Origin of the sequence: Kitasatospora sp. NPDC059803 (assembly GCF_042732255.1) — a bacterium.
Classification (GTDB): domain Bacteria; phylum Actinomycetota; class Actinomycetes; order Streptomycetales; family Streptomycetaceae; genus Kitasatospora.
Map to the genome: position 1 here is coordinate 1 of NZ_JBHWIJ010000027.1, position 14,417 is coordinate 14,417.

The window sequence follows — 14,417 nt, forward strand, 5'->3', positions numbered from 1 at the left end:
CCGACGACATGATCGAGGTCGACGCGGAGGTGGCGATGAGGGTCGTGTTCGTGCATGGGGCGTGCGTGCGGGACGGTTCGTGGTGGTGGCACCGCGCCGCCGACCTGCTTCAGGAGCGAGGGGTTCCAAGCGTCGCCCCGGCGCTGCCGAGCTGCGGCGAGGCGGGCCCGCCCGGCGGCGTCGGCGGTCCGGGGCTGCGCGAGGACGTCGCCGCGGTGCGGCGGGTGCTGCAGGCCGGCGACGAGCCGACCGTCGTGGTCGCCCACAGTTACGGCGGTGTCGTCACCGCGGAAGCCGCCGCGGGAGTCGGGGCGGTGCGCCACCTGTTGCTGGTCTCCAGCTATCTGCCCGAGGTCGGACAGAGCCTGTCGGAGTTCGGGGACGGCCGCCCCGCCCCGTTCCTCGACGTCGACCCCGACACCGGCACGTTCAGGGTCCGCTCCGAGCTGCTCGTGGACACGTTCCTCCAGGACTGCGACCCCGAGGTCCAGGCGCAGGCGGCGGTCCACCTCGCCCGGCAGAGCGTGCGGGTGACCGGGCAGCCGGTCCGGGCTGCCGCATGGCAGCAGGTGCCCTCGACCTACCTCGTCTGTGCTCAGGACCGGGGCACCCCGCCGCGACTGCAGCGCGAGTTCGCCCGCCGGGCCGGCAGCGTCGTCGAGCTCGACGCCGGCCACCACCCGTTCCTGTCCCAGCCGGCAGCGGTCCGGGACCTGCTGCTGCGCCTGTGACGGCGGCGACTGAACACCTCCTGGGACGCCGAACGCACCGACGCCCCGAGGCGCACCGTCTCAACCCTGCGACGGCGTCCAGAACGCGGTGATCCTCGCGGCTCCGGGCCCGATCCCCTGCCAGGAACCGTCGAACGCGAGGACGGCCACGGAGGCCGTCGGGAACCCGGACTCCTCCACCCGCCGAGAGAGGTCGCCGTCGGCCGTTCCGACGAGGAGCCGGACCAGCTCGGGCAGGCTCGGATTGTGTCCGACGACGACCAGGTCGCCCACGTCGTCCGAACTCCCCCGCACCATCGCGACCAGCTCGCCGGTCCCCGCCTCCCCCCGATGGATCTCCACACTGAGGTCGTAGAGCCCCTGCTCGTGGACCGTCTCGGGGAGGCGCGGCAACGCGGCGCCCACGCGTTCCCAGGTCTCCCTGGTCCGGCGGGCGCCGGACACCCGCGCGAGATCGGGCGTGATGCCGGAACCCGCGAGCCATCGTCCGGCCCGGGACGCCTCCTCCTGCCCCCGCTCGTCGAGGCGCCGTTCCTGGTCGACCGCCGTCTCCCGTTCGGCCTGCGCATGACGGATCAGGACGAGCCTGCGGCCGGTACCCACGATCACGTTGACCTCCCCATGTCCGCGGGCCGTGGCGCGGCTCGGCGGAATCGCTTGATCCTTTGCATCCGAACACTATCCGGCCGCAGGTCCGCACAGCCGCGGTCTCCGGGTGGTGCCCCGTCACACCGGTGCGGTCGGGACGTCAGGGGGTCGGGATCCGCTGGGTGAGGAAGAGGGCCGCACGGTCGAGTGCCTGGTCGGCTTCGTCCAGGGTGCCGCCCGCGAAGGCCTGGAAGACGTGGGGGGCGTCGGCGGTGATGTCGAGGATGACGTCGACTCCGGCGTCGCGTGCGCGGGCGGCGAGGCGGGTGGAGTCGTCGAGGAGGATCTCGTTGGCGCCCACCTGGATGAGGAGTGGGGGGAAGCCGGTCAGGTCGGCGAAGAGGGCCGGGCTGAGGAGGGGCTGCTCGGGGTCCTGGCCGGCGAGGTACATGGCCCCGGTGTGCGTCACGGCCTCGCGGGTGAAGATCGGGTCGATGCCCTCCTTGGTCGTCATGCTCTCCCCGCTCCGGGTGGCGTCCAGGCCCGGGGAGAAGACCACGATCGCGGCGGGCAGCGGCAGGCCCGCGTCGCGGGCGGCGAGGGCGGTGGTGACCGCGAAACCGCCGCCGGCGGAGTCCCCGGCGAACGCGATGGCGGACGGCTCCAGGCCGCTGTCGAGGAGGGCGCGGTAGGCGCTCAGGTTGTCTTCCAGACCGGCCGGGAACGGGTGCTCGGGGGCCAGCCGGTAGTCCACCGAGTACGCGTCGAGCCCGGTCTTCGAGACGAGCTGCGCGGTCAGCGACAGCGCGGTCTCGGGAGAGCCGAAGACGAAGCCGCCACCGTGGAAGTACAGGATCGTGCCCGGGCGCGCGCCGTTGTCCGGTGTGACGTGCAGGGCGGGCCGGCCGCCGAGCGCGGTCTGACTGGTGCGGACGTCGTCCGGCACGATCATCGTGTCCATGAGCGCCCTGAACCCGGCGCGCAGCTGCTCGACGGAGCGTTGGCCCTCCGGTCGGGGCCGGCGGAGCATCGCGTCGATCTTGGCGAGCTGTTCCTTGCTCATCTGCGTTCCTCCTATGAAATGGCTTCCTCTACACTATATGCCGTGGAATATACATCGGATGGCGCCGCCGACCTCCAGGGATTCTTCGCGGATCTCGTCCGCTGCGAGACGCGCCTGTACAACGCGCTGAACGACCGCCTGCGCGAGCGACACGGCATCGTGACCTCGCAGTTCGAGTTCCTGCGGTTCCTACGCGAGCACCCGGGGGCCCGGGTGGCCGACCTCGCCGCGGAGTTCGCCATCGGAGCCGGCGCGACCAGCAAGGGCGTCGACCGCCTGGAGAAGCAGGGCTGGATCGTCCGCCAGGCCAACCCGGCGGACCGCCGGTCCTCACTGCTGACCCTGACCGACGACGGCTCCCAGCTCCTCGACGCCGCCGAGGCGACCTTCACCGCGGGCCTGAGCGAACTGGTCGAAGGCACCCTCGACCAGTCCACGACGGCCGCCGCCGCCCAGGCCCTCCGCCGGCTGCGCTCCGCGCTCGAACGCGACCAGATCGGCACCCCCACCGGCTGAAGGCGCAAGCCCGGCCACCTGCTCGCCTACGCGCGGCCCGGCGACACCGCGCTCCGTTGTCGTCACCTTCTGCGAAGGCCCTGCTGGGGTTGCCTCCGCGGCCGACAAGGCGCACGCTGGGGGGTGTCCCCTGGAAGCCGCGTAGGGCGAGAGCCCCACGGAAAGCAGGGAGCTCGGGAGCATCACCGCCCCATCCGGAGGAGCGGCCCCACCCCGAGCAAACCCGGGTGAAACGAACCGTCCGATCCGACTGCGCACGGACGGAGGCCCCAGCGGGGGTCGCTCTCGGAACAACATCACGCCGCGTCGTACGCGACGCTCGCTCCGTCCGGCCAGTGAGCACGGACGGCACCAACGAAGCATGAACAGGCGTCAAGAACGAGAGTGTAAGTCGCAGGAGCAGTAGAGGCCCCCTCCTGGTAGAGGGGGCCGACGCCTGCGCCGGGCAGACCTCGACGCCCCGCACGAACAGCGGCACTCGCCGCCGTCTCAAGCCCTCCCCTGTCGGCCTCGGTGTCCGTTCGGGGAAGGGCTCAGCCGTCCAGTGAGAGTGCGTTCTTGGCGTGCGCGACGGATACCTCCGAGGCGGGCCCGCCGGGGTTCTCGGTGGCCAGGGCCTGGTTGAGGGTGACGAAGGGGCGCATCCGCCGCTCGTAGCGGGCATATGCGGCGCGGTGGTCGCCGCCGGCCCGGGCAAGGCAGTCGGCCAGCACGTGGGCGCCCACGAGGGCCAGGCTGGTGCCCTGCCCCGAGAGGGGGGAAGGGCAGTAGCCGGCGTCTCCGAGCAGGGTCACCCGGCCCCGCGACCACGGGTCCATGCGGATCTGGGCCATGGCGTCACAGTAGAAGTCGGGGGCCTTCCGGGCGGCCTCGGCCAAGCGGGTCCCTTCCCAACGCATCGATACGAGCTTGTCCACGACGAGTTGCCGGAGGGCGCCGCCGCCCCGGAGGTCGTGGGTGAGGGGGGGCGGACTCGAAGCCGAAGGCGATCCTGAGTTCGGTGTTGTCGCGTACGGGCATGATGCCGAAGCCCGCGTCGCCGTCCCGCAGCCACACCTGCCAGTTGTCCAGGGCGAGGAAGTTGTCCGCGCTGAACACCGAGAGGTAGCTGCCCAGGTGGTGGGCGAAACGCTCCTCCGGCCCGAAGGCCAGGCGCCGTACGGTGGAGTGCAGGCCGTCAGCCCCGACCACGAGGTCGAAGCTGCGGGACGGTCCGTGCGCGAAGTCGACGCGCACGCCGGTGTCGTCCTCGTCGAGCGCGGCGATGCTGTCGCCGAAGAGGTACTCGACGCCTGCGCGCGCGTGCTCGTACACCATCCTCACCAGGTCCTCGCGCAGCACCTCGATGTCTTCGCTGTCGAGCCGTCCGCTGCTGAAGGTCGCCTCGGTGGAGCGGTCGACCTCGCGGCCGTCGGGGCCGAGGATCGACATGCCGCGCATCCGGGTCCGTACGCTACTTGCCTGCTCCAGCAGGCCCATCCGCTCCACGACTTCCAGCGCGACACCGCGGATGTCCACGGCCTGTCCGCCGGGGCGCCGGCCCGGAGCGCGTTCGACGACAGTGGGCGCGAATCCGTGGCGGCGCAGCCAGTAGGCGAGGACGGGCCCGGCGATTCCGCCGCCGGAGATGAGTACGGTCTGCATGAGGAGCTCCTCCAGTGCTATGTACGGTGTACGCGCCCTGAACGTACGCCGTACGCACAGAGCCTTCAACCAGCCGTCTACGCGACGTGTACTAGAGCAGTCCCCTTCCGTTCGGCGTTGCCGCTGCTACCCTCTGTCCTAGTACACAGAAGGAAGGCGGCAGGTCGTGACGAAGACCACAGGGACAGCCGGCGATCCGCCCTATCTGCGCATCGTCGCCGCGATCCGGCGGCGCATCGCGCACGGTGAACTCGCCCCCGGGGACCGGGTTCCCTCGACCCGGCAGATCGCCGGGGAATGGGGCGTCGCGCTCGCCACCGCCACCAAAGCCCTGACCACCCTGCGCCTGGAGGGACTTGTCGAGGCCCGGCCCCGGATCGGCACGGTCGTCGCCGGAACCGCCCCCGCCGCACCGGCCCGCAGGCGCCCGCCACCCGCCCCGGACCCCGAGCAAGAGCAGGAGCAGGAGCTGAGCCTCGACCGGATCGTCCGTACCGCCATCGAGATCGCCGACGCCGAAGGGCTCCCGGCGCTCTCCATGCGCGGCGTCGCGGCCCGCCTCGGCGTCGCGGCGATGTCGACCTACCGGTACGTCCCGAGCAAGGAAGACCTCGTCCTGCGCATGGCCGACGCCGCGTTCGGCGAGAAGTCCTACCCCGCAGAAGCCCCCGACGCCCCCGAGGATTGGCGTACCCGCATCGAGCTGGGCGCCCGGACCCTGTGGAGCCTGTACCGGCAGCACCCGTGGCTGGCGCAGCTCGGCTCCCTCACGCGCCCGCTGCTCGTGCCCAATCTGATGGTCCACGGCGAGTGGGTGCTGAGCGCCCTCGACGGCCACGGACTCGACCCCACGACGCTGTTCGACATCCACGTCCTGCTCTACAGCCATGTCCAGGGCCTGGCGGTGCACCTGGAGATGGAAGCGCACGCCGAAGCCGCCACGGGCCAGTCGGAAGACCAGTGGATGGACAGCCGCGCGCCCGCCCTCCAGGAACTGGTGGAATCCGGCCGCTTCCCGGCCTTCACCAAGGTGGTCGGAGCCTTCGAGGACGGCTACGACCTGCGCCTCGACGCCCTCTTCGAATTCGGCCTCAAGACACTCCTCGACGGCCTGACGTCCATCATCGAAGGCCAGGAGGCTGTCACGGGCGGTACCGCCGCGATCGGGGGACCTCACCGTCCGGCGGAATCGCGGCTGCCTGCGGCTGACCGTTGACCGTCATGCCGCTGAAGTCCTTTGTGCGCGCTGCTGCCCGGATGATGAGGTGGCACGGTGACCAACCATGACGAAGCGTCAGCCGTCCGACCGTTGACGCTGGCTTGGGTGCGCCGGCACCTGGAGGCCGGCGAACGGATCGTCGGAATCGAGGCGCTGCACGGCGGCATCACTGCCGAGATGCGGAGGCTGACCATCGGCACGCGGGACGGAGGCACCCGCGACCTGGTGCTGCGGAGTTTCGTCGACCCGTTCTCCGTGGCGCGCGCCGAGGACTGGCTGGACAGGGAGGCCGGCGCCCTGGCCCTGCTGGCGGGGACCGGCGTGCCGGCTCCCACGCTGGTCGCGGTTGATCCGAGCGCCGCGCAGTGCGAGTATCCGTCGCTCCTCATGACCCATCTGGCGGGCCGGACGGTCCTCGACGATGAGGGGGTGGAGACACGCGTCCCGCTGCTGGCCCGTCAGCTCGTGGCGATCCACGCGCTTCGGCCCGCCGAACGGCCCCGGGATTATGTGGCGTTGACGACCGCCGACACCGTCGTCATGCCGAAGGACGCAGACGCGGCGGCATGGGCCGCGGCGATCGACGTGATCCGCAGGCCCGCGCCGCCCGGTGAAGGGCGGTTCCTGCACCGGGACTTCCAACCCGGCAACGTGCTGTTCGACGTGCCGCCCCCAGGGCCGGCAGGTGCGCGGATCACCGGCGTCGTCGACTGGGCGGCGGCCTCCTGGGGCCCGGCGGATCTCGACGTGGCGCACTGCTCCACCAATCTCGCGCTGCTGCACGGCCCGGCGTGGAGTCAGCGGTTCGCCGAGGCGTACGAGGAGGCCGGCGGGGTGCTGGCCGCGACCGCGAGCGAGCGGCTGTACTGGCGGGTGCGGGACGGACTGGCGTGCTCGGAGGAGGTGCGGTCGGTGGCGCAGCCCTGGCGGGAGGCAGGGAGAACGGAGCTGACGACGCGAGCCGTGGAGCAGCGGCTGGACGCCTACGTCACCTCCCTGATGGACACCTGGGGCTGAGCCGAGGCGGGCCGGAGCGCGGGCCGGGCGCCGAACGACGTCTGCACCGCGGTGACACTCGTCGAGCAGATCGAAGGGCTCACCGCTCCGCACGCTCGTAGGACTCCGCGGTGCCGTCCCGTGGCACCGCCCCGTCCGCCTCCGAGCCCGGCACGCAGCTCGTTGACCGTCGCGGCAGCCACACTGCGGCTGCGGCGCCGGCGGCCAGGGTGAGTACCCCGGCGACCAGTGCTGCCGTGATCAGGCCGTCGATGAACGCCTGGCGGGCCGAGGCCAGGACGACGGACCTGAGTGCGGGCGGGACGTCCGCCAGGTAGAGGCGGGTGCTGAGGATGTCGGCCCTTGCTGCTTCGGGGAGTTGGGCGGAGTACGGGGACAGGGAGAGGTGCAGGCTGGAGGCGGACACGGACGCGAGGATCGAGCCTTGCAGGGCCACCCCCACCGCCGAGCCGACCTGGCGGGTCGCGTCGTTGATGGCCGAGCCGAGTGCGGCACGCTGCGCGGGAACGGCCCCCATCACGGACCCGGTTCCTGCTGTTGCGGCCATGCCCGCGCCGAATCCTGCGATGATCTGGAAGACGGCCACCCGCGGGTAACCGGATTCCGGGGTCGCTCCGGCCAGGACGACGAAGGCGGCGACGACGAGGGCCAGGCCGCTCACGACCGTCGCCCGCGCTCCCCACCGGGAGATCTGCGGCACTACCGCGACGGCCCCGCGGCAAGGGCGAGCGGCAGGGGGAGGGTGCGGACGCCCGCCTGCCAGGGCGAGTAGCCCAGCACCTCCTGAAGGTAGAGGGAGACGACCAGCAGGGCGCCGTACAGGGCCAGGGAGAGGGTGGCCAGGGTGGCTGCGGCGACGCCGATGCGCGGGTCGCGCAGGAAGGCCAGGGGCAGCATCGGCGCCGCGCTGCGGCTCTGGTGGACGAGGAAGGCCGCCAGCCATCCTGTCGCCACGGTGAACGCCCCCAGGACGGTCGTGCTGGTCCAACCGCGGGTCGGGGCCTCGATGACGGCCCATACGAGTGTCAGCAGTCCCGCGGCGGACAGGACCGCACCGGTGAGGTCCAGGCGGCGCCGTTCCGTGTCCCGGGATTCGGGGACGAAGCAGTAGGCCAGGACGATGGCCGCCGCGGCGATCGGGAGATTGATCCAGAAACCGGCGCGCCAGCCGTGGTGCTCGACCAGCCAGCCGCCGGCCACCGGGCCGCTGGCGAATCCGATGCCGCCGACGGCAGCCCACAGCGCGACGGCGCGTTGGCGCAGCTGCGGTTCGGGGAAGAGGCTGATGACGGTGGACAGGGTGGCGGGCATGAGCAGGGAGGCCCCGGTTCCCATGGCGAAGCGCGCGGCGATCACCTGGGTGACGCCGTTGGCCAGGGCTCCTGCGGCGGATGCTGCGGCGCACAGGGCCAGGCCGGCGGTGAAGGCACGTCTGCGGCCGATGCGGTCGGTCATCGCGCCGACGGCGAGGACGGTGCCGCCGAGGGCGAGGGTGTATCCGTTGACCACCCACTGCACTTGTGAGAGGTGGGCGTGCAGGTCGTTCTGGAGGTCGGGGGCGGCGACGTTGAGGACGGTGAGGTCCAGGCCCAGCCGGTACAGGCCGAGGTACATGGCGGCCGCCGCCGTCCAGCGGTGCCGGGCGCGGGCCGGGGTGGCGGGGGACGGTGGTCGAGCGGGTGTGTCGGGCATGTGGTCGGGGCTTTCTGCCGGGCCTGGCGGGGTCGTGTGCTGCCGCGGTGTCACCGTGCGTCCGTCACCGTGTGTCCGTCACCGTGTGTCCGGACACAGCGTCGGTGCGCTCCTCGCCTTCGAGACGGCCCGCCGCCTGCAACGCCTCGGCCACCGGCCGCCCGAACTGCTGGCGCTCTCCGGCCTGGCCGCCCCCCACCTCGGCACCTACCGCACCGCCATGCCGCAACTCCTGCTCGCAGGCCGCGAGGGCATCGCCGAACCCTCATGGGTCGGCTCAAGGGTCGGCTCCGAACTCGGGGGTGCTGCTGTTTTCCCGAACTCTCCCGACAACAGGCGGTGGATCGTACACCGACATGCTAGCCCCGGCACGGTGATCATCCAGTTGGATCGGCAGTCGATCCAGGTTTGAACCGGGGGTACTGACGCGACCGTTCTCCGCGCTTCTCCTGAGCGTGATGCGTTCGAATGATTGGGCCACGGTGGTCGCGGGTCATCGGGGTGGGGTTCGCCGGACCACCGCGCCGGATCCGGCGAGCCAGGAGACCATCCGGCTCCCCGCGTCGACGGCGGCGCGCTGCGCCGCCCCGGCGGCATAGCCGTTCGCGACGATGTCCGGCCGGTCCACGAGGTTCCGGCACGCAGTGGTCAACTGCTGGTAGCCGACCAGCAGTCGGGACCACAGCTGCTGTCCCGTCGGGTCGGGCACCGTGAAATACTCGTCGGCCCGCCGGGTCGCCCCGGCGAGCTGTTCGCAGGTGCCGCCCACTGCGCGCAGCTCCGCCTCGACCTGAGCGTCGGAGGTGGCGTTCACGGCGCCGCCCATTGCGGCGGCGAAGTCACGCTGCGCCGCGTTGAACTCGTTGATGTGGTCCAGGCCTCCGACCGCCGCCCAGGCCTGGTTCTGGGCCAGCGCGATCGCCGCCGAGGGAGCGCTCCTCGTCTGGTCCAGCATCGACTCCGCGCGTTGGGCGTTCCCCCTGCCCGAGCCGGGCAGCTGAGCGACGGTCACCGCTGCGCCGGCGGCCCCGGCCACCACGGCCGCGACAGCCGCGACGGCCGCCACCCGGGCGCCATACCGCCGCCTCCGGCGGGGCGGCCCCACCGCGACGGGCGGCGCGACGTCAGGCGGTACCGCGACGGGGCGCAGCCCGGCCCGGACGCGCCGCCACAGCAGGCCCGCCCCCCGGCCCACGAAGGCGGCCAGGGCCGCCACCAATATCCCCAGGGTCAGCGTGTAGGCCGCCGCGATCTCCACCAGCCTCCACACCGCCCCCGGCCTCCACCCACAGGTGTTGGTCATGACGTTGAACGGGCCGAGGCAGCCGTCCGCACTCGCCAGAACGAAGGCGCCCACCATGCCGATCAGGCCGGCGACGCCGGCTGTGACGAGCCCGGCGAGCAGCCAGGCCGCCCTCGTCACGGCGGCGACGACCACGGCGGTCAGTGCCATCGCGGCGCAGATCACCAGGATCGGCCACATCAGGTAGGTGATCTGGAACGGGCCGGTCATCCGCACGGCCGCCGGGCGCGGTGTGTGCATGTGGGCCTTCGCCGCGGCCAGGGCGGCCCAGCAGAGCAGCCCGCCCGCCAGGCCGGCGACCAGGAGCCTGCCCGGGCCGGGCAGCGCGGCGGCGTTCGGTGACACGGCCGGGGACAGGGGCGAGGGCGAGGGCGGCGGTGCGTCCGGGCCGGGCGGTACGTCCGTGTTCGGCTGTGCGTCCATGTTCGGCTGTGCGTCAGCCGCCCCCGGCAGCGCTTCGGCGAGCCACTTCGCGCGGCGCCCCGGCCGGCGCAGCGCCAGCGCGAGCAACGGCAGCATCCAGAGCAGCGCCTCGGCCCACCACAGGCTGTGGGCCTCGCTGTCGGCGCCGGGCAGGACGCCCACCACCGCGATGACCTCCAGCAGCGGGCCGATGTGCGCCGGCGGCAGCCCGGACAGACCGTACGAGCCCAGGAGCCCGGCCGTGGTGAACGGCCACCCGTCGGTCAGGGCCTCGCCCTGCGCGTACCACCAGTACAGCACGCAGGCGAGGGCCAGCGAGGCGGCGGCCAGGCCCACGACCATGACGGGGCGCAGCGAGCGCCCGCGCCAGGAGGCGATCCACCACTCGGCGTTCTGTGCGGTCCAGGTCATCGCCAGCACCAGCGCGGCGACGAGGACCAGCAGGGCTTCGGGGTGGTTGGGCCACCAGTGGTTCCAGGCCGCCCTTGGGCCGAGCAGTTCGGCCGCGACGACGCCGGTGCCGAGCCACAGGCCAGCGGGCCATCCCGGTGGAGTCGGCCGGCCGGTGAGGACGGCGTACACCACGGCGCGCCACAGGGCGACGCCGCCGATGCCGACGACGAGTGTCGCGATGAGGACCGCTTTCGCGGGGAAAGCCTCGTAGGGCAGGCTTCCGAGCTGCCAGACGAGGATGTCGGCGGCGAGCCCGGTGAGGAACAGGGGCAGGGCGTCCAGCGCGAACAGTGCCTTCGGGTCGGTCAGGGAGGTCCGGCGCAGTTCCCAGGACGGGTGGGTGCGCCAGAGTTCGACGAACGCGGCGAGGGCCCGCGGCAGTGCGCGGCCGGAGCCCGGCCGGACGGGGACGTTCCAGGACTCCCGGCTCGCGCCCCAGCGGGCCGCCATGAGGTCGGCGTAGATCTCGCGGTTGCGCAGGATCCCGGCCCGCGTGAGGTGGACGGACACCGCGATCAGGAGGCCGAGCACCAGTTCGTGCGTGTTGAACGGGGCGAACTGCCCCCGGACGTCCGCGGTTCCGGTGAAGAAGAGGTTCTTCACGCCCACTGCGGCCCACGGGAGCAGGACCAGCACAAGGAAGACGCGCCACAGGGCGACGGTGGCGTAGGTGATGCCGATGTCCTTGTTCCGCAGGTGCGCGAGCTCGTGCAGGACCACGGCACGGAACCTTTCCCGGTCCGTGCCGCTTGTGGCGAACAGCCCGCCGTACAGGCAGACCGTGGGGTTGCGCCAGCGGCCGAACACGACGGCGCCGACCTCCGGCACGACCGGGTCGACGACGAACCTGGGCGTGCGGGCGAGCCCGGCCGTGTCCACCAGCTCGTCGAGCTGCTGGCGCAGCCGTCCGGTCGTGTCCAGCTCCTCCAGGGCGACGACCCGGGAACGGCGTGCCTTCCACACCGGCAGCAACCAGTACACCGTGAGAACCACGACGACCAGCAGCGCGCCCACGGCGACGGACACCCCGTCGAAGTTCTGGACGTAGCGCGCCGCGCACACCTTGAGCGCGGACTGGTTCCGGGTGGACAGGACGTAGCCGGCATTCATGGGTGCGCCGGGGTCGAGGCCCGCGGCCAGCCAGCAGGCCATCTCCTTGTCGGCCTGCTGGGAGGAGGCAAGGAGCTGCCAGACGGTCCTCGGGACCATGCTGGCGCCGGCCGCCGCCAACAGGAGCAGGAGCAGAACGAAGCGCAGGGTGGTGCCGGCGGCGAGGACCCGCTCGTCGGGCGGAGCCGGGGCCTGCCGTGGGCCTGCCTCGGGGGCGGCGTCGGCGGGCGCGTCGGTCATCGCGCCTCGCCGTCGGCCGCCGGGTCGGGTTCGGCCGGGTCCAGTGCGGTGCCGCGCGGTTCGGCTTCGGCCGAATCGTGTCCGGTGCCGCCCGGGTCGGCCAGGGCCAGCCGGGCCACCACCGCGTCGGCGATCGCCGACGCGCGCTGTTCCGCCAGGCCCCGCTGCGCGGCCGAGTCCAGCACCGACTGCCGCACCTCGACGAGCTGCTCACGCGTCAGCGGAGGGATCGTCACCGGCGCGGCCCCCTTGCGGAAGACCTTGCGCAGCCCGGCTCTCAGCCCCTTGGCGGCGCCGTCCACCGCGGCGTCCGCGATCCTCTGCCCCACCTGGTCCAGCGCCAGCCACACCACGGGGGTCACCAGCGCGGCGACTTCGCCGAGGCCGAAGCCCAGTGGTTCGCTCCGGCTGCGGCCCGCGAGCCGGCGCACGGCCGACGCGTCGTCGAACCGAGTCAGCCACGCCACGAGCGGCAGTTCCTCTGCGGCGACCTCGGCCACCACGTCACGGACCACGTCGCGCACTCGTGCCCCGCCCGGCGCGGCCTCGCGGCTTTCGGAGTGAGCTGCTTCGGAACCCATGGCACCTCCGTGGCCAACTCGCGGCACGCCCAGGCCGGTTGCCGCACCGGTCTCACCTTGGCCCAAGGAATCCGACGGGGCAATACCCGGCGGCACTCCCCCTACAATGCGGCGCCGCTGCGGCCGACCGGCCGTGCACGGCGGCGCAGCCTGGCGGACGCCGGTGCCAGAAGGTCGGCCGGCGGGGAAGCAAGCAGGTGGCCTGGCTCGTCCACCACGGGCAGACCGCGCGCTTGGCCGCCGACACCAGCGGTGCGCACAAGAGGCATTCCGTCGGGACGGCAGGATCTGAACCTGCGGCCACTTGACCCCCAGGGCTGACATGACTCTGTGTAACAGTTCAAGTGGACATCAGATAGATCGTGTGCAGATAATGCTATCGGGGAGTGGTCGGGTTCGAGGTCGCTCCGAAAGAACCTCGTTCGGGCCGCACAGCATCGCGTGCCGCAGATCGAGGTCGCGCTGCCGAATGTGGACGCGGAGTCAGGCCCTCCCTATGCGTTCAGTTCACCAGCCAGGGCGAAGGGAACCCAGTGACGCACAGTAATGGTAACCAATGCACCGAGCAGGCCATTGAGGCCCGCTACCAGAACTCGTTCGCCCGGTCCGCCGGGTACCTTCCGCCGGACCGGGCCGTCGTCCACGCCTGGCTGGACGAACTCGGCGGGTACGTCGAGCGGCAGCAGGCACAGGGCGCCATCGTCCGGCACAACTCGGTGGCCGAGCTGGCGAGGCTGATCGACCGGGATCCCGTGGTGCGGATGTACGTGAGCCTGATGATCGAGCAGGCTGCGGAGAGCTGGAAGGGCAAGGTGCGCGACATTCCCGACCTGCTCGACCACCTGGACGCCATCGTCACCTGGGCCCCGCGCTACACCGACAAGGTCCACTTTCCGATGTCCGCCCTGTTCGTCGACATGATGTACACGCCGGCCGGAGAGGCCGTCTTTCGCAACAGGGACCTCAACAGGGCGCTCGTGGGGATCCTGCGGGAGTGGTGCACGTACCTGGACAGCCCTGCCAGCCGTGAGGTGCTGACCACCGGCCAGTGGCTGTCAGCGGATGCTCGGCAGAAGCTCAAGCTCGACGACTTCGAAGTCGATTTCACGCAGCCCTACGGTGGGTTGGCCTCGTTCAACGACTTCTTCCACCGGGAGGTCAGGCCCGGCAAACGCCCGGTCGCGGGCAGCACGGATCCCAAGGCCATCGTCGCCCCCAACGACGGCAGGGTGGTCAAGATCCAGGGGAACGTGCAGCGCACCGACGAGTTCTGGGTCAAGGGCCAGCGCTACTCCCTCTACGACATGCTGGACGGCAGCGATCTGACGGACGGCTTCGTCGGAGGCGATGTCTACCAGTCGTTCCTCTCCGGCGGCGACTACCACCGCTGGCACGCCCCGGTCAGCGGTACGGTCATCAGCGCACGGGTGGTCGAGGGGCTGACGTTCACCGAACTCGAATCGGCGGGCCACGACGAGGATGCCGGCGTTCAGTCGCAGATCTACGAGGCCTCGGTCAACGCCCGCGCCCTGATCTTCGTCAAGAGCCCCGACCCCGTCGGCATCGTCTGCGTGATGCCCATCGGCATCACCGAGATCTCCTCGCTCACCATCGGGGTCACGCCGGGGCAGCACGTCGACAAGGGCGACGAGCTGGGATATTTCAGCTACGGCGGCTCCAGCATGGTCCTGGTCTTCCAGCCGGGTGCCGTAGCCGCCTTCGACGTGCCGGACAACACGACCGGAGACATGGAGAAGGGCCAGTGGTGCGCGGTCAACTCGCAGATCGCCCACACCCGTTGAGCTCAACGCCGTTGCGTTTGGCTGTTCGGTGGCTG

The 14,417-nt window shown here is 71.7% G+C and carries 12 protein-coding genes and 1 pseudogene; 6 read left to right on the plus strand and 7 right to left on the minus strand.

Annotated features, from left to right (window positions below; genetic code table 11):
- On the plus strand, positions 1-731 hold a 731-nt coding region (locus ACFV6I_RS07055; RefSeq protein WP_380423804.1), incomplete at its 5' end, for an alpha/beta hydrolase.
- A gap of 60 nt (positions 732-791) precedes the next feature.
- Here ACFV6I_RS07055 and ACFV6I_RS07060 read toward each other — a convergent pair.
- Both ACFV6I_RS07060 and ACFV6I_RS07065 read right to left on the minus strand, forming a co-directional pair.
- Positions 792-1,340, minus strand: coding sequence for a SixA phosphatase family protein (locus tag ACFV6I_RS07060; RefSeq protein ID WP_380423805.1), 549 nt, complete (start codon positions 1,338-1,340; stop codon positions 792-794).
- A 139-nt stretch (positions 1,341-1,479) separates the two neighbouring features.
- Positions 1,480-2,382, minus strand: coding sequence for an alpha/beta hydrolase (locus ACFV6I_RS07065; RefSeq protein ID WP_380423806.1), 903 nt, complete (start codon positions 2,380-2,382; stop codon positions 1,480-1,482).
- Positions 2,383-2,424: 42 nt separating this feature from the next.
- On the opposite strand from ACFV6I_RS07065, the gene ACFV6I_RS07070 reads away from it, so the two are divergent.
- Complete coding sequence (locus ACFV6I_RS07070; RefSeq protein WP_380334236.1) at positions 2,425-2,898, plus strand: MarR family winged helix-turn-helix transcriptional regulator; 474 nt, start codon at positions 2,425-2,427, stop codon at positions 2,896-2,898.
- A 533-nt stretch (positions 2,899-3,431) separates the two neighbouring features.
- Here ACFV6I_RS07070 and ACFV6I_RS07075 read toward each other — a convergent pair.
- Positions 3,432-4,542: pseudogene (locus ACFV6I_RS07075) on the minus strand (FAD-dependent monooxygenase).
- Between the two features lie 166 nt (positions 4,543-4,708).
- On the opposite strand from ACFV6I_RS07075, the gene ACFV6I_RS07080 reads away from it, so the two are divergent.
- Both ACFV6I_RS07080 and ACFV6I_RS07085 read left to right on the plus strand, forming a co-directional pair.
- Entirely contained in the window at positions 4,709-5,758 is a 1,050-nt protein-coding gene (locus ACFV6I_RS07080) for a TetR/AcrR family transcriptional regulator C-terminal domain-containing protein (protein WP_380423807.1), read from the plus strand.
- A gap of 57 nt (positions 5,759-5,815) precedes the next feature.
- Positions 5,816-6,778, plus strand: a complete 963-nt coding sequence (locus ACFV6I_RS07085) for a phosphotransferase family protein (RefSeq protein WP_380423808.1) — start codon at positions 5,816-5,818, stop codon at positions 6,776-6,778.
- 79 nt (positions 6,779-6,857) lie between these two features.
- Here ACFV6I_RS07085 and ACFV6I_RS07090 read toward each other — a convergent pair whose 3' ends face one another.
- Positions 6,858-7,439, minus strand: a complete 582-nt coding sequence (locus ACFV6I_RS07090) for a hypothetical protein (RefSeq protein WP_380423809.1) — start codon at positions 7,437-7,439, stop codon at positions 6,858-6,860.
- A 38-nt stretch (positions 7,440-7,477) separates the two neighbouring features.
- Positions 7,478-8,470 (minus strand): MFS transporter, encoded by a 993-nt coding sequence (locus ACFV6I_RS07095; RefSeq protein WP_380423810.1) that lies wholly within the window; start codon positions 8,468-8,470, stop codon positions 7,478-7,480.
- Between the two features lie 85 nt (positions 8,471-8,555).
- Here ACFV6I_RS07095 and ACFV6I_RS07100 point away from each other — a divergent pair, with 85 nt between their 5' ends.
- Positions 8,556-8,882, plus strand: coding sequence for a thioesterase domain-containing protein (locus tag ACFV6I_RS07100; RefSeq protein ID WP_380423811.1), 327 nt, complete (start codon positions 8,556-8,558; stop codon positions 8,880-8,882).
- A gap of 81 nt (positions 8,883-8,963) precedes the next feature.
- Here ACFV6I_RS07100 and ACFV6I_RS07105 read toward each other — a convergent pair whose 3' ends face one another.
- Both ACFV6I_RS07105 and ACFV6I_RS07110 read right to left on the minus strand, forming a co-directional pair.
- Positions 8,964-11,999: a M48 family metalloprotease gene (locus tag ACFV6I_RS07105; RefSeq protein WP_380423812.1), complete on the minus strand. Its 3,036-nt coding sequence runs from the start codon at positions 11,997-11,999 to the stop codon at positions 8,964-8,966.
- Positions 11,996-12,580: a hypothetical protein gene (locus ACFV6I_RS07110; RefSeq protein ID WP_380423813.1), complete on the minus strand. Its 585-nt coding sequence runs from the start codon at positions 12,578-12,580 to the stop codon at positions 11,996-11,998. Before ACFV6I_RS07110 ends, ACFV6I_RS07105 begins: the two co-directional genes overlap by 4 nt.
- 533 nt (positions 12,581-13,113) lie before the next feature.
- Here ACFV6I_RS07110 and ACFV6I_RS07115 point away from each other — a divergent pair.
- Positions 13,114-14,382 (plus strand): phophatidylserine decarboxylase associated domain-containing protein, encoded by a 1,269-nt coding sequence (locus tag ACFV6I_RS07115; RefSeq protein ID WP_380423814.1) that lies wholly within the window; start codon positions 13,114-13,116, stop codon positions 14,380-14,382.
- Positions 14,383-14,417 lie beyond the last annotated feature (35 nt).